Annotated in this window: 14 protein-coding genes; 11 read left to right on the forward strand and 3 right to left on the reverse strand. The window is 73.9% G+C overall.

Annotated features, from left to right (window positions below):
* Window positions 1–201: 201 nt before the first annotated feature.
* The 5 genes from CP982_RS27420 (at window position 202) to moeZ (ending at window position 6,463) form a co-directional block, all read left to right on the forward strand.
* Window positions 202–1,947: a DUF3492 domain-containing protein gene (locus tag CP982_RS27420; protein ID WP_184925218.1), complete on the forward strand. Its 1,746-nt coding sequence runs from the start codon at window positions 202–204 to the stop codon at window positions 1,945–1,947.
* Window positions 1,948–2,054: 107 nt separating this feature from the next.
* Window positions 2,055–3,152, forward strand: coding sequence for a hypothetical protein (locus CP982_RS27425; RefSeq protein WP_229878500.1), 1,098 nt, complete (start codon window positions 2,055–2,057; stop codon window positions 3,150–3,152).
* 303 nt (window positions 3,153–3,455) lie between these two features.
* Window positions 3,456–4,406, forward strand: coding sequence for an NAD-dependent epimerase/dehydratase family protein (locus CP982_RS27430; RefSeq protein WP_150512912.1), 951 nt, complete (start codon window positions 3,456–3,458; stop codon window positions 4,404–4,406).
* Window positions 4,394–5,221 (forward strand): spherulation-specific family 4 protein, encoded by an 828-nt coding sequence (locus CP982_RS27435; protein ID WP_150512913.1) that lies wholly within the window; start codon window positions 4,394–4,396, stop codon window positions 5,219–5,221. Before CP982_RS27430 ends, CP982_RS27435 begins: the two co-directional genes overlap by 13 nt.
* 63 nt (window positions 5,222–5,284) lie before the next feature.
* Window positions 5,285–6,463 carry an adenylyltransferase/sulfurtransferase MoeZ gene (gene moeZ / locus CP982_RS27440; RefSeq protein ID WP_144320799.1) on the forward strand — a complete coding sequence of 393 codons (1,179 nt, stop codon included), beginning with the start codon at window positions 5,285–5,287 and terminating at the stop codon, window positions 6,461–6,463.
* Between the two features lie 88 nt (window positions 6,464–6,551).
* On the opposite strand, the gene CP982_RS27445 is transcribed toward moeZ, so the two are convergent.
* From CP982_RS27445 to CP982_RS27455, 3 genes are all read right to left on the reverse strand, one after another.
* Window positions 6,552–8,138, reverse strand: coding sequence for an alpha/beta hydrolase (locus CP982_RS27445; RefSeq protein WP_150512914.1), 1,587 nt, complete (start codon window positions 8,136–8,138; stop codon window positions 6,552–6,554).
* Window positions 8,139–8,209: 71 nt separating this feature from the next.
* The gene (locus tag CP982_RS27450) at window positions 8,210–9,799 is read right to left on the reverse strand and encodes an alpha/beta hydrolase (RefSeq protein WP_150512915.1); all 1,590 of its coding nucleotides are present in this window, start codon (window positions 9,797–9,799) and stop codon (window positions 8,210–8,212) included.
* A 112-nt stretch (window positions 9,800–9,911) separates the two neighbouring features.
* Window positions 9,912–12,836, reverse strand: a complete 2,925-nt coding sequence (locus CP982_RS27455) for a lysylphosphatidylglycerol synthase transmembrane domain-containing protein (RefSeq protein WP_150512916.1) — start codon at window positions 12,834–12,836, stop codon at window positions 9,912–9,914.
* 173 nt (window positions 12,837–13,009) lie between these two features.
* Between CP982_RS27455 and CP982_RS27460 the strand changes: the two genes are divergently transcribed.
* From CP982_RS27460 to nudC, 6 genes are all read left to right on the forward strand, one after another.
* Window positions 13,010–13,405 (forward strand): MGMT family protein, encoded by a 396-nt coding sequence (locus CP982_RS27460; RefSeq protein WP_229878499.1) that lies wholly within the window; start codon window positions 13,010–13,012, stop codon window positions 13,403–13,405.
* A gap of 207 nt (window positions 13,406–13,612) precedes the next feature.
* Window positions 13,613–17,023 (forward strand): ATP-dependent helicase, encoded by a 3,411-nt coding sequence (locus CP982_RS27465; protein ID WP_221515246.1) that lies wholly within the window; start codon window positions 13,613–13,615, stop codon window positions 17,021–17,023.
* A 160-nt stretch (window positions 17,024–17,183) separates the two neighbouring features.
* The gene (locus CP982_RS27470; protein WP_150512918.1) at window positions 17,184–17,882 is read left to right on the forward strand and encodes a hypothetical protein; all 699 of its coding nucleotides are present in this window, start codon (window positions 17,184–17,186) and stop codon (window positions 17,880–17,882) included.
* A gap of 69 nt (window positions 17,883–17,951) precedes the next feature.
* A complete protein-coding gene (locus CP982_RS27475; RefSeq protein WP_150512919.1) occupies window positions 17,952–21,569 on the forward strand; it encodes an ATP-dependent helicase in 3,618 nt (1,205 codons plus the stop codon).
* A 10-nt stretch (window positions 21,570–21,579) separates the two neighbouring features.
* Window positions 21,580–23,001 (forward strand): dipeptidase, encoded by a 1,422-nt coding sequence (locus tag CP982_RS27480; RefSeq protein ID WP_150512920.1) that lies wholly within the window; start codon window positions 21,580–21,582, stop codon window positions 22,999–23,001.
* Between the two features lie 60 nt (window positions 23,002–23,061).
* Complete coding sequence (gene nudC / locus CP982_RS27485; protein ID WP_150512921.1) at window positions 23,062–24,009, forward strand: NAD(+) diphosphatase; 948 nt, start codon at window positions 23,062–23,064, stop codon at window positions 24,007–24,009.
* Window positions 24,010–24,023 lie beyond the last annotated feature (14 nt).

Raw genomic sequence — 24,023 nt, forward strand, 5'->3', positions numbered from 1 at the left:
CTCATGACGCCTTTCGTCGCCCTATGAGGCTTCTATAGCGCGACGGAACGCTACCGGTGCAGGAAAGTTACTGCTCTTCACCCCTTCTGGTGGCGCGATGGACAACCGTCCGTCGCGCCACCGGCATGTCCGCATACGTTCGTCCCGCTGCGAGCCGCCGGGCCAACGGCGGCTCGCCTAGGGCAGATCGGGGGTGCACGCGTGCGCATTGGACTGCTTACGGAGGGTGGTTATCCGTATGTGGGCGGTGAGGCCAGGCTCTGGTGCGACCGGCTCGTGCGCGGGCTCGGGCAGCACGAGTTCGACGTCTACGCACTGAGCGGGAGCGCCCGTCAGGAGGCACTCGGCTGGGTCGAACTGCCCCCGCAGGTCCGCCGGGTACGGAGCGCCGCGCTCTGGGGCGAGGCCTCGGGACGGTCGGTGCTGTGGGGGCGGCGCCGCGCGGGCCGGCGCTTCGCGGAGTGCTTCGGGGAACTCGCGGCGGGCATGACGGGCACCTCCGGCCAGTTGGCGGACCGTTTCGGCAGCGGCCTCTACGGGCTCGCCGAACTCGCCCGCGACACCGGCGGGCTCGCCGGGGCCCTGCGCTCCGAGGACGCCGTGCGCGCCCTGGAGAGCGCCTGCCGCGCGCCCGGCGCGCACCGGGCGGCCCGCGCCGCCCGCGTGCCCGACCTGCTCGCCGTCGCCGCGGACCTGGAACGGGTGCTGCGCCCGCTCTCCCTCGACTGGTACGACGACGACACGCTCGGCGCCGTCGACCTCTGCCACGCCACGGCGGGCGGCGCCGCCGCGCTTCCGGGCCTGCTCGCCCGGCACTTCGCGGGCGTACCGCTGCTCGTCACCGAGTACGGCGTACGGCTGCGGGCGCACTACCTGGCGGGCGCGGGCGGTGCCGGGGAGCCCGGTCCGAGCGCTCCCGCGCGGGCCCTGCTCGCCTCCTTCCACGGCAGGCTCGCCGCCGAGACCTACCGCGAGGCCACCGTCATCACCCCCGGCAACGCGCACGCCCGCCGCTGGCAGGAGCGGTGCGGCGCCGACCGCGCCAAGCTGCGCACGGTCTACCCGGGCCTGGAGGCGGACCGCTTCGCCGAGGTCGGCGAGCGCGAGGAGCCCGGCGAACCGCACACCCTCCTGTGGGTCGGCAGGATCGAGCCCGCCAAGGACCTGATCTCGCTCCTGCACGCCTTCGCCGAGGTCCGCAAGGAGGAGCCCCGGGCCCGGCTGCGGATCGTCGGCGCGCTCGCCGACGGGGCGCGCGCGGCCGCCTATCTCGACCACTGCCGGGCGCTCGCCGCGCAGCTGTTCCCCGACGAGGCCGACGACGTGCACGCGGTCGGCGCCAACCCGGTCTCGTTCGAGGAGATCGGCGGGCCGGAGGCGCCGGACCTCACTGACGCCTACGCCGGGGGCGGCGTGGTCGTCCTGTCCAGCGTCGTCGAGGGCTTCCCCATCAGCCTGATCGAGGCGATGCTCTGCGGGCGCGCCACGGTCTCGACGGACGTCGGCGCGGTGGTCGAGGTCATCGGCGGCACGGGCCTCGTGGTGCCGCCGCGCAACCCGCGGGCGCTCGCGCAGGCGTGCGTGGCGCTGCTGCGCGACCCCGAGCGCCGCGCACGCCTCGGCGCGGCGGCGCGGGCCAGGGCGCTCGAACTCTTCACGGTCGAGCAGAACATCGAGGCATTTCACGGCATTTACCTGGAGATCGTCTCGCACTGCCCAGTGCGCCGCGAGACCGTGGACGAGGCGGGCGAGCCGGTGCCGTTCGCGCACCCGGCCGAGGCGTCCGTGCCGGGCCGGTGGGCCGTCGGCGGCGTCGCGGGCACGGCGCCCGTCGGCAGGGCCGCACCGCTCACACCGCACGCGCCCCTGGGCCCCGCGGCCGCCGCCGGGCCGAGCTGGGCCGCCCGCTGCGGGCTGCGCGGGCAGCTGGGGGAGGTGGCCTCGTGAAGGGACTCGACTCGGCCCCGGGCTCGGCTCCGGGCTCGGCGCTCGACCCCGCTCCGGGCTCTGCTCACGACTCCGCTCTCGACTCCGCTCTCGACTCTGCTTCGGCCGTGACCGCCCCGAGGCGCGGCACCGTCGACCCCGTCAAGGCGCTGCTCCACCGCCACCGCGACCTCTGCGAGCGCGCCGTCGACCCCCTGGAGATCGCGGCGGGCCTGGAGGCGCACGGCGTCACCGACCGCACGGCCGCGCGGTTCCGGCACCGCGACGTGTTCGCCCTTGCCGAGGAGATGTACGCGCGCGTGCCGCGCGACAACGACGAGTGGGACGCCCTCGACACCCCCGGGGACGACGGCGCCGACCGGCAGCACGGCGCGGCTCCCGAAGTCCACGCCGGATGGCCCGTGTTCGCGCTCCTCCCCGGCGCGGTGTGCGCCCTCACCGTCGCCGGACTCGGCCTCACCACCGGCGGCGCACGGGTGGCCGTGGCGCTCGGCGGGGCGGCCGCCCTGGCCGCCACGACACGTGTCGCCCTGCGGCACGGCCCGCTGCGCACCCCCCGCCCCGCCGCGTCGGCCACGCGCGCGTGGACCTGCTGGCTGCTCGCGTACGCCCTGCTCGGCGAAGGCCTGCTGCGCGCCGCCGCACCGGGGGGCGCGGACCGGCCCTGGGCGCCCTCGGCCCTCGCCGCCCTCGGGCTCACCGCGGCGGTCGCGCCCGGCCTCGCGTGCGCGCGGCTCTTCGCGGTGCGGGCCCACGCACGGCTCGGCAGGAGCCGGGGGCTCGCCGACTTCGCCGCGTCCGTACGGCCGCTCCTGATCGGCGTGTTCGCGCTCTACGCGGCCGCGGTGGGCCTGGCACTCGCCGGAGCGGACGCCGCACTCGGCCCCGGCGGGGTGGCCCCCGCCCTGGGCGTCGGGGCGCTGGCCGCGCTGCTGTGGCTCGGCCGACTGCTCGCGGCGCACGGCTCCACGCGCGCGGCCGTCCTCGTCTACGCCGCGGTCGGCGCGACCGAGGCGGCGGCCCTGGCCCTCGCGTGGGCGGCCCGCCTGCCGGGCTGCGGCTTCCTCGCGGCGCCGGTGGAGACCGCGGCCCTCACCTGGGGCGCGCCCGCCGTCGTCTGCGGGGCGGGCGCCGCCGTCCTGCTGGCCCGCGCGGTCCGCGTACTGGGCCGCGCCTCCGCGCACGCCCGCGGGGGTACGACATGAGCGCGCGCGCCACCTGTAAGCACCTCAGCCCCGGCTGCCCACAGGCTGCCTGCCTGCGGCCCTCCCGCCCGCGGCCCCCCGGCCGTCCGCTTCCGTACCCCCGAGGCGCACCCCCCGACCCCACCGCCCTGGAGCGGTCCGAACCCCCGGTCCCGCGCACCCGGTGCGGGCCCCGGCGGCGCGGCCCCCGGTCGCGGCGGGCCGCGCCGGTCCATCCGTTACCCGCGACAGCCGGCACCACCCTGAAGGAGAAACGCAGATGACAAGGCCCAGCATCCGAGCGTCCGTCCCCGGAGGCGCCCGATGAGGGTGTTGCTGATCGGAGCCAACGGATACCTCGGCCGGTTCGTCGCCGACCGGCTGCTCGCCGACCCGGCGGTCCAGCTCACCGCGCTCGGCCGCGGGGACGACTCGGACGTACGGTTCGACCTCGCAAGCGGCAGCCCCGGCGCGCTCACCCGCTTCCTGGACGCCGTGCACCCGGGCGTCGTCATCAACTGCGCGGGCGCCACCCGCGGCGGCGCCCGCGAACTGACCCGGCACAACACCGTCGCCGTCGCCACCATCTGCGAGGCCCTGCGCCGCAGCGGCTGCGGCGCCCGCCTGGTGCAGCTCGGCTGCGGCGCCGAGTACGGCCCGAGCCAGCCCGGCTCGTCCACCGCGGAGGACGCCGTGCCCCGCCCCGGCGGCCCCTACGGCGTCAGCAAACTGGCCGCCACCGAACTCGTCCTCGGCTCGGGGCTCGACGCCGTGGTCCTGAGGGTGTTCTCGCCCGCAGGCCCCGGCACCCCCGCCGGATCACCGCTCGGCCGCCTCGCCGAGGCCATGCGCCGCGCCATGCAGTCCGGCGACGGCGAGCTGAAGCTCGGCGGGCTCGGCGTGCAGCGCGACTTCATCGACGTGCGCGACGTCGCGCGCGCCGTGCACGCCGCCTCGCTCTCCGCGGCCCAGGGCATCGTCAACATCGGCTCCGGGCGCGCCGTGCGGCTGCGTGACGCCGCCGCCGTGCTCGCCCGCGTCGCCGGCTACGGCGGCGCCCTGCACGAACTCGACCAGCCGCCCGGCAGGCCCGGCCTGCACCCCAGGCCCGACACCGACCACGCGTCCCCGGCCGTCTACCCCTACCCGGACGGCTGCGGCAGCTGGCAGCAGGCCGACGTGCGCACCGCGCGCGACCGCCTCGGCTGGCGGCCGCGCATCAACCTCGAAGAGTCACTCGCCGACATCTGGATGGAAGCCGCATGCCGCATCTAGGCCGCACACCGCGCCCCGGCCGCACCCCCCTGCCGGTCCGGGGACCGCACCCCACGGGCACCGCGGCCGTCGGCGCCCCGCGGACCCCCTTGCGCGTCGGCTTCGGTGTCCCCGGCACCGCCCACCCGCTGCTCGCAGCCGCCGAGTGGGCCGAACTCACCCGGTCCTGCGGCTCCTTGCACTGGGTCGTCCTGAACGTCGCGGGCGGCCCCGGCGACCGGCCCGACCCGCACTGCCTCGACGCCGCGGGACGGCTGCGGAACGCGGGCGTCCGGGTCCTCGGCCACCTCGACGTGGCATACGGCGCCCGCAGCTTCGGCGAGCTCGTCTCCGACGCCCACCGCTACCTCGACTGGTACCTGGTCGACGGCTTCTTCCTCGCCCGCTGCCCGACCGAGCGCACGGCGCTCCCGGAGGTCCGACGCACCGTCACCACCCTGCGTGCGCTCCTGGACAGGGCGCACGTGGTGTTCGGGCACGGGTCCCACCCGTACCCCGGATACGTCGAGAGCGCCGACCAGTTGGTGACCTTCAGCGGCCCCTGGAGCGACTACCGCTGGTCCCAGGTCGCCGAGTGGACCGCCGACTACCCGCCCGAGCGCTTCTGCCACCTGGTGCACGGCGTGCCGCGCGGCCACCTCGACGAGGCGCTGCGCGTCGCCCGCTGGCAGGGCGCCTCGACGATCTACTTCACCGACCGCACGGACGGCGGCGGCTCCGGCGGTTCCCGCGCCCTGGGCGGCGACCCCTGGGAGGCCCTGCCCGGTTACTGGGACGACATCGTCTCGCGTATCGGACCAGGTGTCTCGGAATGAAGAAGGCCGTGGCAGTGTTACGGAGAGAACAACCGTTCCGCATATCCGACCAACGGAGTCCCCGTGTCGCTGCCACCCCTGGTCGAGCCAGCATCCGAGCTCACCGTCGACGAGGTCCGCAGGTACTCCCGCCACCTGATCATCCCGGATGTCGGGATGGACGGGCAGAAGCGGCTGAAGAACGCCAAGGTGCTCTGTGTGGGCGCCGGCGGCCTCGGGTCACCGGCGCTGATGTACCTCGCGGCGGCGGGCGTCGGCACCCTCGGCATCGTGGAGTTCGACGAGGTCGACGAGTCGAACCTGCAGCGCCAGATCATCCACAGCCAGGCCGACATCGGCCGCTCCAAGGCCGAGTCGGCCCGCGACAGCGTCCTCGGCATCAACCCGTACGTGAACGTGGTCCTGCACGAAGAGCGGCTCGAAGCCGACAACGTGATGGACATCTTCAGCCAGTACGACCTGATCGTCGACGGCACCGACAACTTCGCGACGCGCTACCTGGTCAACGACGCCTGCGTGCTCCTGAACAAACCGTACGTGTGGGGCTCCATCTACCGCTTCGACGGCCAGGCGTCGGTGTTCTGGTCCGAGCACGGGCCCTGCTACCGCTGCCTCTACCCGGAGCCCCCGCCCCCCGGCATGGTCCCGTCCTGCGCCGAGGGCGGCGTGCTGGGCGTGCTGTGCGCCTCCATCGGCTCGATCCAGGTCAATGAGGCCATCAAGCTCCTCGCGGGCATCGGCGAGCCCCTCGTCGGCCGACTGATGATCTACGACGCCCTGGAGATGCAGTACCGCCAGGTCAAGGTCCGCAAGGACCCGAACTGCGCGGTCTGCGGCGAGAACCCCACCGTCACCGAACTCATCGACTACGAGGCCTTCTGCGGCGTCGTGTCCGAGGAGGCCCAGGAGGCGGCCGCCGGTTCGACGATCACTCCCCGGCAGCTCAAGGAGTGGATCGACGGCGACGAGAAGATCGAGATCATCGACGTCCGCGAGCCGAACGAGTACGAGATCGTCTCGATCCCGGGCGCCAAGCTGATCCCGAAGAACGAGTTCCTCATGGGCACCGCCCTGGAGACCCTGCCGCAGGACAAGAAGATCGTCCTGCACTGCAAGACGGGTGTCCGCAGTGCGGAAGTCCTCGCCGTCCTGAAGTCCGCGGGCTTCGCGGACGCGGTCCACGTCGGCGGCGGCGTGATCGGCTGGGTCAACCAGATCGAGCCCGAGAAGCCGGTCTACTAGGCGCCCGCCCGGTCCGCAGGGCAGGGCTTCGAGACGCACTGCCTCGGCCTCAACGGCCCCCGGGTGCTTGCCACCCGGGGGCCGTTCGTCATGGTGCGCAGACCTTGCCGTCCCGCGGGACCTTGCCCTTCAGCAGGTAGTCGTTCACCGTGCCGTCCACGCAGTCGCTGCCGTTGCCGTACGTTCCGTGGCCCTCGCCCTTCCAGGTGAGCTGGACGCCGACGCCCTCGCCCAGCTCGTCCGCCATCTTCCGGGCGCCCTCGTACGGCGTCGCCGGGTCGCCGGTGGTGCCGACGACCAGGACGGGGGCTGCGCCGGGGGCGCTCACTTCGGGCGTGTCCTGAAGACCGGCCACCGGCCAGTCGTGGCACCAGCCCGCCGTGTCCCAGGCCATGAAGCCGCCGAACACCGGTGATATCTCGCGGAACCGGGCGAGCCGCGCCTTGGCCTCGGCCGCCGTCGGCCGCTCCTTGGTGTCCCGGCAGGCGATCGCGCGCTGCGAGTGGCTCTGCGTGCTGTACGTGCCGGACGCGCTCCGCTCGTTGTACGTGTCGGCCAGCTCGAGGAGCCCCGAGCCGTCGCCCTTCTCGGCCTTCTCCAAGGCGTCGGTGAGCACCGGCCAGGTCTGTCTGCTGTACAGCGCGACCAGGATGCCCGTCGTCGCGAGGGACTCGCTGAGCCTGCGGCCGGGCGTGGACGTCCGCAGCGGCTTCGCGTCCAGACGGCGCAGCAGGGCGGCTATCTTCCGCGTGCCCGTCCCGGGGACCTCCCCGGAGGACCTGAGGTAGTTCTCCAGGGCGCGCTGGAAGCCCCGCGCCTGGTTCCGCGCGTGGCCCACCGCGCCCGCCGTCGGGTCGACGGGCGCGTCGAGGGTGAGGCGGCCCACCTTCTCCGGGAACAAGTGGGCGTACGTGCCGCCCAGTTCGGTGCCGTACGAGATGCCGAAGTAGTGCAGCTTCTCGTCGCCGATGACCTGCCGCAGCACGTCCATGTCGCGGGCCGCGTCGGCCGTCGAGACGTGGGGGAGCAGCTTCTTCGCGTCCCGCGCGCAGCCCGCGCCGAACGCCGCCGCGTCGGCCAGATACGCCTTCTCCTCGGCCGCCGTGTCCGGTGTGGGGTCCCTGTTCTCCGCCGCCCGCGTCTGCTTGTCGCTGCGGCAGCGCAGGCCCTCGCTGCCCGCGACGCCGCGCGGGTCGAAGCTCACCAGGTCGTACCGCTCGCGCAGGTCGCCGTACGAACCCGCGAACGCCGGGAGCATGGAGACGCCCGAGCCGCCTGGGCCGCCGAAGTTGAACACGAGCGAGCCGATGCGGTCGCCGCGCTTCTTGGCGGTGGACGCGGCGCGGATCAGGGCGATGCCGATCGTCCCGCCGTCCGGCTTCGCGTAGTCCAGCGGGACCTTGAGGGTCGCGCACCGCCACTCGTCGCCGGGCGGCGCGTCCTCGCCCGAGCCCTCGCACGCGCGCCAGTCGAGCTTCTGCGAGACGACAGCCGCGGGCAGCGTGGACGAGGGGTCCGGCCGCGGCTCCGGGTCGGCGCCCTGCGCCGCGGGGCGCTCGCCGCTCCCGCCGCTCTTGCCGTTCTTGTCGTCGGACGAGCCGCTGCAGCCCGCGGCGAGAGCGGCCACCAGGGTCACCGTGGTGGCCAGAGCCGCCGACCGTACGAAACGCGGCATGTCTCGCTTCCCCCCTCGAAAGAACGTCCAGCCATCCTAGGCGGGGCCACTGACAGCGCCCCGGACGGTCCTCAACTGCCGGACGGGACCGCCCCCTTGTCCGCCCCGCAGACGGTGCCGGACTCCGGCACCGTCCCGTTCAGCAGATAGCCGTCCACGGCGCCCCGCACGCACGTGTCCTTGCTGTCGTACGCGCCGTGCCCCTGCCCCTTGTACGTCAGCTCGACGCCCACGCCCTCGCCGAGCGCGCCGACCATCTTGCGGGCGCCCTCGTACGGCGTGGCGGGATCTCCGGTGTTGCCGATGACGAGGATCGGCGCCGCCCCGGAGGCCTGGACGTCCGGGTGGTCGGCCTGGCCCGGCACGGCCCAGTCGGTGCAGCCGAGCATGCCCCACGCCAGATAGTCGCCGAACAGCGGCGAGGCCTCCCGGAACCGGGGGAGCCGCGCCTCGACGTCGGCCGTCGTGTAACGCGGCTTGTCGTCGGCGCAGTTGATGGCGACGTTCGCGGCGGACAGATTGCTGTACTCGCCGTCCTCGTCGCGCCCGTTCATCGAGTCGGACAGCGCCATGAGGATCCGGCCGTCGCCGTCGTAGGCCTCGTCCAGGCCCTCGGTCAGGTACGGCCAGAAGTCCTGGGAGTACAGCGCCTGCACGATGCCGTTGGTGGCCGCGGTCTGGGTGAGGCGGCGCGGCGGGAGGCCGGGCAGCGGCTTGGCGTCCAGGTCCTTCAGGAGCCTGGCGATACGGGCCTCGACGTCGTCCTCGGTGTCGCCGACGGGGCAGTCGTCCTCCTGGGACACGCAGTCCTTCGCGAAGTTGTCGAGGGCGAGCTGGAAGCCCTCGGCCTGCCCCAGGGAGCCCTGCTCGGGCGTCTCGGTGGGGTCGACGACCGCGTCGAACACGGCACGGCCCACGTTCTTCGGGAACAAGTGGGCGTAGACGCCGCCGAGTTCGGTGCCGTAGGAGATGCCGAAGTAGTGCAGCTTGTCGTCGCCGAGCACCTGCCGCATGAGGTCCATGTCGCGGGCCACGTCGGTGGTGCGCACATGGGGGAGCACCGTGCCGGAGTTCTTCTCGCACGCCCCGTTGAAGCTCTTCACGTTGTCGATGAACTTCTTGCGCTCGGCCTCGTCGTCGGGTGTCGCGTCCTGCTGGAAGTACGTGTCGAGCTGTTCGTCGTCCTCGCACTTCACGCCGTCGCTGCGGCCGACGCCGCGCGGGTCGAAGCTCACCAGGTCGTACCGGGTGCGCAGCTTCGCGTAGTCGGCGCCGAACGCGGGCAGCGTGGTGACGCCCGAGCCGCCGGGGCCGCCGAAGTTGAACACGAGCGAGCCGATGCGCTTGTCCTTCGCGCCGCTGGAGCGCGCGCGGATGAGCGCGATGCCGATGGTGTCGCCCTCGGGCTTCTTCCAGTCCAGCGGGGCCTTCATGGTGGCGCACTGCCACGTGGCCCCGCCGGGCAGCGGTGAGGGGGCTCCGCCGCCGCCCTCGGCCGCGGACGGCGCCGGGCAGTCCTTCCAGCTCAGCTTCTGGTCCGGCCGGGCCTCGTCGGCGGCGTCTGCGCTGTCCGAGGCTCCGTCACCGCAGGCCGCGAGCGCGGTGGACAGCAGGACGGCGGTGGCGGCCAGGGTCCTGGCACGCGGCGGGAGCTTGGGCATGGGTCCATCCTGCGGGGGAGCAGGGCGGGGCGCTCGGGGCACGAGCCGTGCGGGTGACCTGGCGGCCTTCAGGGCGCGCGGAGGTGCCGTCCCGCGGGGGCGCCGGGGCGCGCTACAGCAGCCCCTTGCGCGTCAGATGGTTGAAGAACAGCCATCCGGGGAGCACCGGAAGCCACAGAGTCAGCAGCCGGTACAGCAGCACGGCGGGCGCCGCCACGTCCTTGGGCACGCCCACCGCGACGAGGCCCAGCGTGAGCGTCGCCTCGACCGCGCCGATGCCGCCGGGGGTGGGCGCCGCCGAACCGAGCGCGTTGCCCGCGAGGAAGACCACGGCGACGCTGGCCAGGCTCAGGGTGCCCATCTCCTCGCTGGCGAACGCCCGTACGGACGCGTCCAGGCACAGCACGAAGAAGAACGTCAGGAGCAGCATCCCGCCGATGCCGGTGAGCAGCTTCTGCGGGCGCTGCAGGACGTCCAGCATGCGCGGCACGACACCCGCGAACAGCGACCTCACGCGCGTGACGACGATTTTCCGCAGGAACGGGATGGCGGTCACCACCAGGACGAGCACCGCCACCGACAACAGGCCCGCGATGACCGTGCGCGACGGGGTGAGCGACGGCGTCTTCTCGGTGCCCGTCAGATAGCCGAAGACGAGCAGCAGCAGGATGTGCGAGCCGAGCCCGAACAGCTGCGAGGCGCCGACACTGGCCACCGCGAGCCCGGAGCGCACCCCGGACCGCTGGAGGAACCGGGTGTTCAGCGCGACACCGCCGACCGCCGCGGGCGCCACGATCTTCACGAACGAACCGGCGACCTGCGCGGCCACCGCCCGCAGGAACGGCACCCGCTCCGGCACGAAGCCCAGCAGGCTCATCGCCGCCGCGAAGTAGCTCAGCGCCGAGAACGCCACGGCCGCGGCGACCCAGCCCCACTCGGCCTCTCCGACGATGGTGCCGAAGTCGACGTGGGTGAGCTGCGAGAGCAGGAAGTAGGCACCGATGGCACCGGCGATGAAGCTGATCAGCGTGCGCGGCCTGATCCGCTCCAGCTGCGCCGGCTCGATGGGGGCCGTCGGCCGGATCAGCAGCACCTGGTGGCGGATCTGGGAGAGCAGGTCCTCCTCGCGCGCCTGCTCCAGAGCCTCGTCTATGGCCTGCTTCTCGGCCTGCTTCTCCGCGCGCAGCGACTTGCGGGCCGCCGCCGAGTCCGGGGCCTGCTCCTCCGGCGCGTTTTCGCCGCGCGCCAGCTTGGCCCGCTGGGACGCTTCAAGGACCGCTTCGCGCTCGCGCTGGGCGCGCTCGCGGGCCCGCTTGCGCAGCGTGGCGCGCGTGGAGCGCGTCAGGGCGATCGGCTGGAGCAGCGGCAGACAGTCGGCCACGGCGTCGGGCCCGAGCACCTTGACCGCGGAGGCGACCGCGCGCTCCGCGCCGACGCGCAGGCCGAAGGCGGTGAGCAGCTGCGCGATGTCCATCCGCAGCACGAGGTCACCGGCCGCGATCTCGCCGCCGCGCAGATCCGTCAGGATCACCCTGCCGGAACGATCCACCAGGATGGCGTCCCCGGCGAGCCTGCGGTGCGCGATCCGCCGCGACTGGAGCGCCCGCACCTGCCGCCAGGTCTCGCGCAGCAGCTCGTCGGTGAGGGCCACGTCGGGCAGCGAGTCCAGGGTCCGCCCGCCCGTGTGCTCGTAGACGAGGATCACCGCGTCCGGGCCCAGCTCGGAGGTGGCGATCAGCTTCGGCGCGTTGGCGCCCGCCGCGATCGCCGCGTACGCGAGCAGCGCCTCCTGCTCCAGTGCCTGACGTAGTGACTGAAGGCTGCGCCGGGTGGTGATGCTGCGTAGCGTGAGACGGCGCCAGACCCGGTAGAAGAAGCCCTGCGCCTGCTGCTCGCGGTCGATGACCGTGACGTCGAGCGGTGGTCCGTCCTCAAGCGTGACGAAGTAGCGCCGGCCGCGGTCGCCCTGGTCGGTGCTCTCCCCGGTGTCCTCGCGGGCGGCGCTCACCGGGCGGAAGCCGACGTGCCGCAGGCCCGCGAGCAGGGTCTGCCCGGTGGGCTGCACGTTCGGCGAGCCGACCGCGTACAACGTGCCGTACGCCACGGTCCAGCCGATCAGGACGGTCAGGATGATCGAGAAGGGGGTCGTGTTGCCCGACACGAGCATCGTGAAGGCTTCGAGCAGCAGCACGACGAGCAGCACGACGCGCCAGCGCGGGCGGCGCGCCATGCCCACGGCCGTCATGTACGCGATGACAGGGGCGAGATAGCCGTGCACCGGGTCGGTCAGCGCGTGCACGTCGCCGGGCGAGGGCTGCGTCAGGGCGTCCTGGATGGACTCCGGGGCGCCCCTGGCGACCCACAGGTCGGTGGCCAGGGTGACCCCGTGCGCGAGCACGGCCGCGAGGACGCCGTCGGCGATGCGCAGCCCGTCCCGTTTGATCAGGCGCTCGATCGCGAAGGCCACGGGCACGAGCAGGACGCCGATGCTCGCGGTCAGGCCCGCCAGCTTCATCAGCAGGTCCGGCGGCTCGCCGGTGCCCGCGTTGATGTCCTGCTCCAGGCCCGACGTCGTGCCGTGCGCGAACGCGGAGATCGCGAGCAGCACGGCGATCGCCAGCACGCCGATGAGCAGCCGCATCAGGTCGGAGGGGCGGTGCACGCGCGCGGGGAGCAGCGGTTCGTCGCCCTCCACGCGCTCGGCGTAGGAGTCGTCGGCGCAGTCGGTGTCGAAGCCGGGCACGTCCGCCGGGGCCGCGGCCCGGTCGGGCGCGTCCGCGGGGTGGTCATCGGCGGGGCGGGACTTCGCGGCGTGCGGCTCCGTGGGACGCGGCTCGGCGGGGCGGGGCTCGGTGGTGTGCGGCTCGGGCATGCCGGGCGGCTGATCGGCGGCGGTCAGGGACCGAGACTCCCGGCCTTCCTCGGCCGCACCGACAGGCTCACCGGTACCCGGGCGTGACGTGTCCGCGGAGGTGCCAGCCGTCTTGTCGGAATGCACGCTCTGCTGCTCCGTCGCCTCTTCTTGATCTCGTATCACCAGTCACCGCCCGCATGATGGTGGCATGCCCCGCCGACAACGGGGGGCATCAGGGGGCAATCCGGGGGCGCGAAACGGTCACGATTTGCCACATAGGACCTTGTCGTCCAGGGTCCCCCACGCTCCGTGGCCACCCCGTCACCGTGTCCGTGGCATGGGGCAGGATGGTCCGGATGAGCGAGGAGAGCGCAGTGGTGCCGGAGCTTCCGGAGTACGCCGAGCGGGTCCTGGAAGTGGCGGAAATGATTCCCCCGGGCCGGGTGATGACCTACGGAGACGTCGCCGAGTGGCTGGAGGAGGGCGGCCCCCGCCAGGTCGGCCGGGTGATGGCCCTCTACGGAGGCGCGGTGCCGTGGTGGCGCGTGGTCCGCGCCGACGGCACCCTGCTGCCCGGACACGAACTGCGCGCCCTGGAGGCCTACCGCGCGGAGGGCACGCCCCTGCGGCAGGCGAGCCGGGCCGCGCAGGGCCACGTGCCGCGCATCGACATGCGCCGGGCGCGCTGGGACGGCGGGGCGGCCGCCGACGGCCCCGGCGGGCGGCCGCAGGCTCCGGAAGGTCACAACTGACAGCTTCCGGCATCCGGGCCCGCGGCGGTGGGCCGCTGGTGGCCCGTACGGGGGAAGCCACACGCCCCACGCGACCGCTGGCGTAGCGTCGACAGCACGCATGCACCCTCACCCCGCGGCTGTCCCGCAGCCGCACCTCGACCAGAACACCCACCAGGACCGGCGACCCACGTGAGCTCCACTTCATCCGCCAGGCACGCGCGGCACCTGTCGTACCAGCAGGTACGACAGGGGGTCACGGGCGCCTATCGACTGGTGCGTACCCCACCGGTCTCCGCGGACCCCCCTGAGCTGGACGCACGTCAGCGCTCCGTGGTTGACCACGACGGCGGTCCGCTGCTCGTTCTCGCAGGTCCGGGCACCGGCAAGACCACGACCCTGGTCGAGTCGGTCGCCGCGCGCGTCGCCAAGGGCACCGACCCCGAGCGCGTCCTGGTGCTCACCTTCAGCCGCAAGGCCGCGGTGGAGCTGCGCGACCGGATGGCCCACCGGATCGGCGCCGCCGACGCCCCGCAGGCGACCACCTTCCACTCCTTCTGCTACGCCCTGGTCCGCGCCCACCAGGACGCCGACCTGTTCGTCGAGCCGCTGCGGCTGCTCTCCGGGCCCGAGCAGGACGTCGCCGTGCGCGAGCTGCTCGCCGGGCAGCTCGCCCTCGGCGAGGAAGGCCTCGCCCGGGTCCGCTGGCCGGACGAACTGCGCGCCTGCCTGACCACCCGCGGCTTCGCCGACGAGGTGCGCGCCGTCCTCGCCCGCAGCCGTGAGCTGGGCCTCGGCCCGGCCGCCCTCGACGCCTTCGCGCGCCGCAGCGGACGCCCCGACTGGCGCGCCGCGGCCGCGTTCCTCGCCGAGTACCTCGACGTCCTCGACCTCCAAGGGGTCCTCGACTACGCCGAGCTGGTGCACCGCGCGGTGCTGCTCGCCCACCGCCCCGAGGTGGCACGGGCCCTTGCCGCGCAGTACGACGCCGTGTTCGTGGACGAGTACCAGGACACCGACCCCTCCCAGGTGCGGCTGCTGCACGCCCTCGCGGGCGGGGGCCGCGACCTCGTCGCCTTCGGAGACCCGGACCAGTCGATCTACACCTTCCGGGGCGCCGACGTGAACGGCATCCTCCGCTTCCCGGCCGACTTCCCGCGCGCGGACGGCACCCCGGCACCGGTCGAGGTCCTGACGACGTCCCGCCGCTCGGGCGCCGGACTCCTCGCGGCCACCCGCCTCCTCACCCGCCGCATGCCGCTGACCCGGCTGCCCGCGGAGAAGGTGCGCGCCCACCGCGAGCTCGCCGCCGTCAGGGACGGCGGGCGCGTGGACGTCCTCACCTTCCCCACCGCGGGCGCGGAGATCGACAACATCGCGGACGTCCTGCGCCGCGCCCACCTGGAGGACGGCGTCCCCTGGAGCGAGATGGCCGTCCTCGTCCGCGCGGGCGCCCGCACCCTGCCCTCCTTCCGCCGCTCCCTCACCGCCGCGGGCGTCCCCCTGGACATAGACGGCGACGACATCCCCCTGCGCCACGAACCGGCGGTGACGGCCCTCCTGACGGCCCTGCGGGCGGTGGCGACGGCGGAGGACCAGGCACGCGCGGGAGCCGCCCGGGGCGATGCGGCGACGGGGGCCGGGGCCCCTGAGGCGGAGACGGCTGCGGGGGACCGCCCTGAAGGCGCTGCGGAGGACCAGGCGCGCCCCGAAGACCCCGCGGCCGACCCGGCGGACGGTGCGGTCACCCCGGCCTGGCTCGGCACCGAGACCGCACTGACCCTGCTCACCTCCCCGCTCGCGGGCATGGACGCCGCCGACCTGCGCCGCCTCGGCCGCGCCCTGCGCGAGGAGGAGCGCGCCGCAGGACAGCACCTGCCGCCGCCCTCCGACGAACTGCTCGCCCGCGCCCTCGCCGAACCGGAGCGGCTCGTCGCGCACGACCCCTCGTACGCCAAGGGCGCCCAGCGCCTCGGCGAGCTCCTCGGCCGGGCGCGCGCGTGCCTCGCGGGCGGCGGCACCGCCGAGCAGGCGCTCTGGGAGCTGTGGAACGGCACCCCCTGGCCGCGCCGCCTGGAACGCACCGCCCGGCGCGGCGGCGCGGCGGGCCGCAACGCCGACCGCGACCTCGACGCGGTGTGCGCCCTGTTCGCCACCGCGGCCCGCGCCGAGGAGCGCACCGGAGGCCGCGGCGCCCTGAACTTCCTGGAGGAGATCGAGGCCCAGGACATCGCCGCCGACACGCTCACCCGCCGCGCCGCGCGCCCCGACGCCGTACGCCTCATGACGGCACACCGCTCCAAGGGCCTGCAGTGGCGGCTCGTCGTCGTCGCGGGCGTCCAGGAGGGGCTCTGGCCCGACCTGCGCCGCCGCGGCTCCCTCCTGGAGGCCGACCGCATCGGGCGCGACGGCATCGCCGAACCCCTCACCCCCGGAGCGCTCCTCTCCGAAGAGCGCCGACTGTTCTACGTCGCCGCCACGCGCGCGCGTGAACGCCTCGTCGTCACCGCCGTCAAGGCACCCGCCGACGACGGCGACCAGCCGTCCCGCTTCCTCACCGAACTCGGCGTCGAACCCAAGGACGTGACCGGCCGCCCGCGCCGCCCGCTGTCCGTCTCCGCGCTCGTCGCCGAGCTGCGCGCCACGACCGTCGACCCGCACGCGTCGGACGCCCTGCGCGAGGCCGCCGCCCGGCGCCTGGCCCGCCTCGCCGGACTCGCCGACACCGACGGCCGTCCCCTCGTGCCGTCCGCGCACCCCTCCCGCTGGTGGGGCATGCACGAGCCGACAGCGAGCACCGCGCCCCTCCGGGACCGCGACAAGCCGGTCACCCTCTCCGGCAGCGCCCTGGACCAGCTCGCCAACACCTGCGCCCTGCAGTGGTTCCTGGGCCGCGAGGTGAAGGCGGACGCGCCCGCGACCGCCGCCCAGGGCTTCGGCAACGTCGTCCACGTCCTGGCCGACGAGGTGGCCTCCGGGCGCACGCCCGCCGATCTCGACGTCCTCATGGAGCGCCTCGAATCGGTGTGGGACGCCCTCGCCTTCGACGCCCCCTGGAAGTCCGACCAGGAGAAAGAACACGCGCGCGGAGCGCTCGAACGGTTCCTCCAGTGGCACGTCAGCGGCGCCCACGCGGGCCGCACCCCCGTCGCCAGCGAGCACGGCTTCGACGTCACCCTGGAAGCGGGCCCCTACGAAGTGCGTGTGCGCGGCTCCATGGACCGCGTCGAACGCGACGGCGAAGGCCGCGCCTACGTCGTCGACTTCAAGACCGGCAAACAGGCCCCCAGCGCCGCCGACGTCGCCCGCCACCCCCAGCTGGCCGTCTACCAGCTCGCGGTGCGCGAGGGCGCGGCCGACGACGCGTTCGGCGGCACGCGCCCCGAAGCGGGCGGCGCGGAACTGGTGCATCTGCGCCAGGGCGCCGCCAAGAAGGACGGCGGCGACACCCTGCCGAAGGTCCAGGCACAGCAGCCCCTGGAAGGCGGCGAAGGCGACTGGGTCGGCGACCTCCTGGCCACCGCCGCGGGCAAGGTCCTCGACGAACGCTTCACGCCCGCAACGGGCCAGCACTGCACCCACTGCGCCTTCCGCGCCTCCTGCAGCGCCCTCCCGGAAGGCCGCCAGGTCGTGGAGTGACACCCGCCGCCGGGCTCCCGGTGGTGGCCAACGTCACGTCCCGCCACCCGCGCTCATAGCACTCGCACAGGCCATCTAAAGTCTCGGTAAAGCTGAGCCGTGCATGGGGCGCGGTGCGTCCCGCACCCCCCGAACGTGCACCGTCCTGAGGAGAGTCACCATGGCAGCCAACCGGAAGCTCCTGGCAGCGGCAGCCGCCTGCGCCGCCGCCGTCATCGGCGTCACGGGCTGCAGCAGCGACAGCGGCGGCGACAAGGACCCCTTCGAGGGCATGAGCGCCGACAAGATCGCCAAGAAGGCGTCCAAGGCCTCCAAGAACGCGGGCTCCTTCGCGATGAAGAGCGAGGTCAAGGAGGACGGCGCGCAGACCACCGGCGCGTTCTCCGTCACCGAGGGCGGCGACTGCAAGGCCACGATCGACTCGGGCAAGACGGGCCACTCCGAGCTGCTCCACGTCGGCAAGGCCCAGTACGTGAAGGCCGACGAGAAGTTCTGGAAGGCGAGTGCCGGCGCCACCATCGCCGGACGGGTCAAGGGCCGTTGGGTGAAGACGCCCAGCGCCCAGGGCGGCAGCGCCTGCAACCTGGACGACATGTTCGAGAGCAAGAAGCTCAAGGGTCTCAAGCGTGGGGAGGACGCCGAGGTGAACGGCACGAAGGCGGCCGTCCTCGTCAAGAAGAAGGGCAAGGAGACCACCACCTTCTACGTCGCCATGGAGGGCAAGCCCTACTTCCTGAAGGTCACCAACGACGGTGACGACAAGGGCACGGCGACCTTCAGCGACTACGGCAAGCCCGTCGACGTCAAGGCCCCCGCGGCCGACGAGGTCGTCGACCAGAAGGAGCTGGCGGGCCTCTGAGCCGCCCCGCTCCGCGGCGGCGGCCACCGACAGCCCCGGCTGTCAGTGGCCGCCGCTAGCCTTTCTCACGTGCCTTCCCGCCTCACCCACCCCGACGAGCTCAAAGAGCTCCTCGGCATCCCCTTCACCCCGGAGCAGACGGCCTGCATCACCGCGCCGCCCGCCCCGCAGGTGATCGTGGCCGGAGCCGGGTCGGGCAAGACGACGGTGATGGCCGCGCGCGTGGTGTGGCTGGTCGGCACCGGCCAGGTCGCCCCTGAGCAGGTCCTCGGCCTGACGTTCACCAACAAGGCGGCGGGCGAGCTCGCCGACCGCGTCCGACAGGCCCTGGTCAAGGCGGGCGTCACCGACCCGGACCCGGCCGACCCCGACGACGCCCCGGGCGAGCCGGTCATCTCCACGTACCATGCCTTCGCGGGCCGCCTGCTGACCGACCACGGCCTGCGCATCGGCCTGGAACCCACCTCCCGGCTCCTCGCCGACGCCACCCGCTTCCAGCTCGCCGCGCGCGTGCTGCGCGAGGCCCCCGGCCCGTACCCGGCGCTCACCCGCTCCTTCCCCGACCTCGTCAGCGACCTCCTGGCCCTCGACAGCGAGCTCGCCGAGCACCTCGTGGACCCCGGCGCACTGCGCGCGTACGACACCGAACTCCTGCGCACCCTGGCGGGCGCCAAACTCACCAACGGCGACCTCCGCAAGGTCCCCGAGGCGGCGGCCGCCCGCACCGAGCTCACCGGCCTCGTCGAGCGGTACCGCGACGCCAAGCGCGCCCGCGACCTCCTCGACTTCGGCGACCAGATCGCCCACTCCGCGACCCTCGCCCGCACCCGCGCGGACGTCGGCGCGATCCTGCGCGAGGAGTTCCACGTCGTCCTGCTCGACGAGTACCAGGACACGTCCGTCGCCCAGCGCGTCCTCCTCGCAGGACTGTTCGGCGGCGGCACCGGCCACCCCGTCACCGCCGTCGGCGACCCCTGCCAGGCCATCTACGGCTGGCGCGGCGCCTCCGTCGCCAACCTCGACGACTTCCCGCACCACTTCGCCCACGCCGACGGCCGCCCCGCCGCCCGCCACGCCCTCAGCGAGAACCGCCGCAGCGGCGGCCGCCTCCTCGACCTCGCCAACGGTCTGGCCGCCCCCCTGCGCGCCCGCCACGCGGGCGTGGAGGCCCTGCGGCCCGCCCCCGGCGCCGAGCGCGACGGCACGGTCCGGTGCGCCCTCCTGCGCACTCACGCCGAAGAGATCGACTGGATCGCCGACTCCCTCGCCCACCTCGTCCGCACCGGCACCGCACCCGGCGAGATCGCCGTCCTGTGCCGCACGGCCACCGACTTCGCCGACATCCAGGGCGCCCTCGTCGCCCGCGACGTCCCCGTCGAGGTCGTCGGCCTCTCCGGGCTCCTGCACCTGCCCGAAGTCGCCGACCTCGTCGCCGTCTGCGAGGTCCTCCAGGACCCCGGCGCCAACGCCTCCCTGGTGCGGCTCCTCACCGGCCCCCGCTGGCGCGTCGGCGCCCGCGACCTCGCCCTCCTCGGCCGCCGCGCCCGCCTGCTCGTCCGCCACGGCCACCCGGCGCCCGGCGGCCCCGACGACCCCGAAGCCGCCGACCGGCGCCTCGCCCAGGCCGTGGAAGGCGTCGACCCGTCCGAGGTGATATCGCTCGCCGACGCCCTCGACACCTTCCTGGAATCGCCGATCGGCACCTCCGAAGACGACGGCCTGCCCTTCTCCGCCGAAGCCCGCGTCCGGTTCGCCCACCTCGCCGCCGAACTGCGCGACCTGCGCCGCTCCCTCGCCGACCCCCTGATGGACGTCCTGCACCGCGTCCTCGCCGTCACCGGCCTGGAAGTCGAGCTTTCCGCGTCCCCGCACGCCCTGGCCGCCCGCCGCCGCGAGACCCTCTCCAACTTCCTGGACGTCGCCGCGTCCTTCGCCGCCCACGACCCCGCCGCCTCCCTGCTCGCCTTCCTCGGCTTCCTGCGCACCGCCGCGCAGTACGAAAAGGGCCTCGACAACGCCCTGCCCGGCGGCGAGAACACCGTCAAGGTGCTCACCGCCCACAAGTCCAAGGGCCTGGAGTGGGACGTCGTCGCCGTCCCCGGCCTCGTCACCGGCACCTTCCCGAGCGCACAGGGTCGCGAGAAGTGGACCGCGCAGGCCAAGGTCGTCCCGCACGCCCTGCGCGGCGACGCCGACACCCTGCCCGACGTCGACACCTGGGACGCCAAGGGCCTCAAGGCCTTCCACGCCGACATGAAGGACCACCAGCACACCGAGGAGCTCCGCCTCGGCTACGTGACCTTCACCCGGCCCCGCAGCCTCCTCCTGGGCTCCGGCCACTGGTGGGGCCCCACCCAGAAGAAGCCGCGCGGCCCCTCCGACTTCCTCAAGGCCCTGCACGACCACTGCGCCGCGGGCCACGGCGAGATCGAAGCCTGGGCCGACGAGCCGCAGGACGGCGAGGGGAACCCCGCCCTGCGCGAGGCCGCCGCCGACCACGCCTGGCCGCTCCCGCTCGACCCCGCCTCCCTGGCCCGCCGCCGCGCCGCCGCGGACACCGTCCAGGCACACCTGGGCCGCCTCAGGACCGACGGAGCCCGCGACCACCAGGACCCCCACCCGGCAGCGGACCCGGAGTGGCCACCGCCCCCCGAGGACGACGAGTACGACGAGCCCTACGAAGACGCGTACGACGACGAAGACTCGTACGGTGCGCATGACTCGTACGGTGCGCACGACCACGAAGACAGCGGCCCCCCGCCCGAGGCCGATGACCCCTCCGACTGGGACGCCTGGAGCAGCGACCGCCCGTCGCCCCTGCCCCCGACCCCGGAACCGGCCATCCCGCACGCACGCGTACCGCACGCCACGGCACCCCAGCAGCCCCTGACCCCGGAGGAACAGCGCACCCTCGCCTCCTGGGACCGCGACCTGGACGCCCTCACCGACGAACTGCTGCGCGCCCGCCAAGGCGTGCGCGACGTGCCCCTGCCCGCCACGCTCACCGCCTCCCAGCTGCTGCGCCTCGCCGCCGACCCCGACGGCCTCGCCCAGGAGCTCGCCCGGCCCATGCCCCGGCCGCCCCAGCCCGCCGCCCGGCGGGGCACCCGCTTCCACGCCTGGGTGGAGGCCCGCTTCGAAGAGCTGCGCCTGCCCATGCTCGGCCCCGACGAACTGCCCGGCGGCGCCCCCGGAGAGGCCGACATCGCCGACGAGCGCGACCTGGAAGCACTCAAGGAAGCCTTCGAACGCACCGAGTACGCCCGCCGCACGCCCTACCGCGCCGAGGTCCCCGTCCAGCTCACCCTCGCCGGCCGCCTCATCCGCGGCCGCATCGACGCCGTCTACAAACAGGGCGAAGGCGCCGGCACCACGTACGAGATCGTCGACTGGAAGACCAGCCGCACCCAGGACGCCGACCCGCTCCAGCTCGCCGTGTACCGCCTGGCCTGGGCCGAGCAGCACGGCGTCCCCCCGGAGTCGGTGACAGCCACGTTCCTGTACGTCCGCAGCGGCGACGCCGTACGCCCCCGGAACCTGCCCGGCCGGACGGAGCTGGAACGACTGCTGATCGGCGAGGACGAGCGCCACGACACCGACGGCGACGACGGCGGACAAAGCGGCCGAAGCAGCGGCGGCCCGGAGCCCGACCGGCCACCGGACAGGACCGCCCCCGCGGGCCGATAGGCTCGTGACCATGAGTAAGTCCGCCGACCAAGCTGACAGTGTCGTCAGCGCCGTACGCGAGTACGTCGACGACCACCGCGCCGCCTTCCTCGACGACCTCGCCGAGTGGCTGCGCATCCCGTCCGTGTCGGCGCAGCCCGAGCACGCCGACGACGTGCGCCGCAGCGCCGACTGGCTCGCCGCCCGACTGAAGGACACCGGCTTCCCGACCGCCGAGGTGTGGGAGACGGCGGGCGCCCCCGCCGTCTTCGCCGAATGGCCCTCCGGCGACCCCCAGGCCCCCACAGTCCTCGTCTACGGCCACCACGACGTGCAGCCCGCCGCCCGCGAGGACGGCTGGGACACCGACCCCTTCGAGCCCGTCGTCCGCGACAACCGCCTCTACGCGCGCGGCGCCGCCGACGACAAGGGCCAGGTCTTCTTCCACACCCTCGGCGTGCGCGCCCACCTCGCCGTCACCGGCCGCACCGCCCCCGCCGTGAACCTGAAGCTGATCGTCGAGGGCGAGGAGGAATCCGGCTCCACGCACTTCCGCGACCTGATCGAGCGCCACCGCGACCGCCTCAGCGCCGACGCCGTCGTCGTCTCCGACACCGGCATGTGGTCCAAGGACACCCCGACCGTCTGCACCGGCATGCGCGGCCTCGCCGACTGCGAGATCGAGCTGTACGGCCCCGACCAGGACATCCACTCCGGCTCCTTCGGCGGCGCCGTACCCAACCCGGCCACCGCCGCCGCCCGCCTCGTCGCCGCACTCCACGACGAGCACGCGCGCGTAGCCGTACCGGGCTTCTACGACGGCATCGTCGAGCTCACCGAGCGCGAACGGGAACTCTTCGCAGAGCTGCCCTTCGACGAAGCCGAATGGCTGCGCACCGCCAAGTCGCACGCGCCCTACGGAGAGGCCGGACACACCACCCTGGAGCGCGTCTGGGCCCGCCCCACCGCCGAGGTCAACGGCATCGGAGGCGGCTACCAAGGCGCGGGCGGCAAGACGATCATCCCGTCGAGCGCCCTCCTGAAGCTCTCCTTCCGCCTGGTCGCGGGCCAGGACCCCGACCACGTCGAAGAAGCCGTCCGCGCGTGGGTCGCCGACCAGCTGCCCGCAGGCATCCGGCACACCATCACCTTCGGCGCCGCCACCCGCCCCTGCCTGACCCCGCTCGACCACCCCGCCCTGCAGTCCGTGGCCCGCGCCATGAGCCGCGCCTTCGAGCAGAAGATCCGCTTCACGCGCGAAGGCGGCTCAGGACCCGCAGCCGACCTCCAGGACGTCCTCGGGGCACCCGTGCTCTTCCTCGGCATCTCCATTCCCTCGGACGGCTGGCACGCGCCGAACGAGAAGGTCGAGCTCGACCTGCTCCTCAAGGGCGTCGAGACCACCGCCTACCTCTGGGGCGACCTCGCGGAGCACTGGCGCGATGCACCCTGAGCACACCGAAGACACCTGCTCGCTGAACCACCCATTCCACCGGGGGAGTTGGAAGCACCAGTGACCACCTGGACCGACCGCGCCGCAGACCGCCCCGTCTCGCTCACCGCGCCGAGCGGCATCGACCGCGCGGCCCACCACCGCCTCGACGAGGCCTGGCTCGCCGCCGCGTGGAGCCACCCCTCGACCCGCGTCTTCGTGGTCTCCGGCGGCCAGGTCCTCATCGACGAGACCCCCGACGGCCGCACCGAACTGGTCATGACCCCCAGCTTCGAAGCGCCCCTCACCGAAGCCCACCGCTACTTCCTGGGCACCGACGACGACGGCGTGAGCTACTTCGCCCTCCAGAAGGACACCCTGCCCGGCCGCATGGACGCCTCCGCGCGCGCCGCCGGACTGCGCGAGGCAGGCCTGCTCCTGTCACCCCGCGACGCGGGCCTGATGGTGCACGCCGTCGCCCTGGAGAACTGGCAGCGCATGCACCGCTTCTGCTCGCGCTGCGGCGAGCGCACCGTCATCGCGGCCGCCGGCCACATCCGCCGCTGCCAGGCCTGCGGCGCCGAGCACTACCCCCGCACCGACCCGGCCGTGATCATGCTCGTGACGGACGAGAAGGACCGCGCGCTCCTCGGCCGCCAGGTCCACTGGCCCGAAGGCCGCTTCTCCACCCTCGCCGGCTTCGTGGAGCCCGGAGAGTCCATCGAGCAGTCCGTACGCCGCGAGGTCTGGGAAGAAGCGGGCGTCACCGTCGGCGACGTCGAGTACGTCACCAGCCAGCCCTGGCCGTTCCCGTCCAGCCTCATGCTCGGCTTCATGGCCAAGGCCACCTCGTCTGAGATCAACGTCGACGGCGAGGAGATCCACGAGGCCCGCTGGTTCTCCCGCGACGACCTGCGGGCCGCGTTCGAGTCCGGGGAGGTCCTGCCTCCCTACGGCATCTCGATCGCGGCCCGCCTGATCGAACTCTGGTACGGCGAGTCCCTGCCGCGCCCCGGCGCGGCGGCCTGACCCGGCCCCTCGGG

The organism is Streptomyces spectabilis (assembly GCF_008704795.1).
In the GTDB taxonomy this organism is placed as follows: domain Bacteria; phylum Actinomycetota; class Actinomycetes; order Streptomycetales; family Streptomycetaceae; genus Streptomyces; species Streptomyces spectabilis.

Excerpts from the sequence above, each read along its gene's own strand:
- CP982_RS27435 (WP_150512913.1), top strand. The coding sequence starts at position 4,394 with ATGCCGCATCTAGGCCGCACACCGCGCCCCGGCCGCACCCCCCTGCCG.
- CP982_RS27430 (WP_150512912.1), top strand. The coding sequence starts at position 3,456 with ATGAGGGTGTTGCTGATCGGAGCCAACGGATACCTCGGCCGGTTCGTC.
- CP982_RS27460 (WP_229878499.1), top strand. The coding sequence starts at position 13,010 with ATGAGCGAGGAGAGCGCAGTGGTGCCGGAGCTTCCGGAGTACGCCGAG.
- CP982_RS27480 (WP_150512920.1), top strand. The coding sequence starts at position 21,580 with ATGAGTAAGTCCGCCGACCAAGCTGACAGTGTCGTCAGCGCCGTACGC.
- CP982_RS27445 (WP_150512914.1), bottom strand. The coding sequence starts at position 8,138 with ATGCCGCGTTTCGTACGGTCGGCGGCTCTGGCCACCACGGTGACCCTG.
- CP982_RS27470 (WP_150512918.1), top strand. The coding sequence starts at position 17,184 with ATGGCAGCCAACCGGAAGCTCCTGGCAGCGGCAGCCGCCTGCGCCGCC.
- CP982_RS27450 (WP_150512915.1), bottom strand. The coding sequence starts at position 9,799 with ATGCCCAAGCTCCCGCCGCGTGCCAGGACCCTGGCCGCCACCGCCGTC.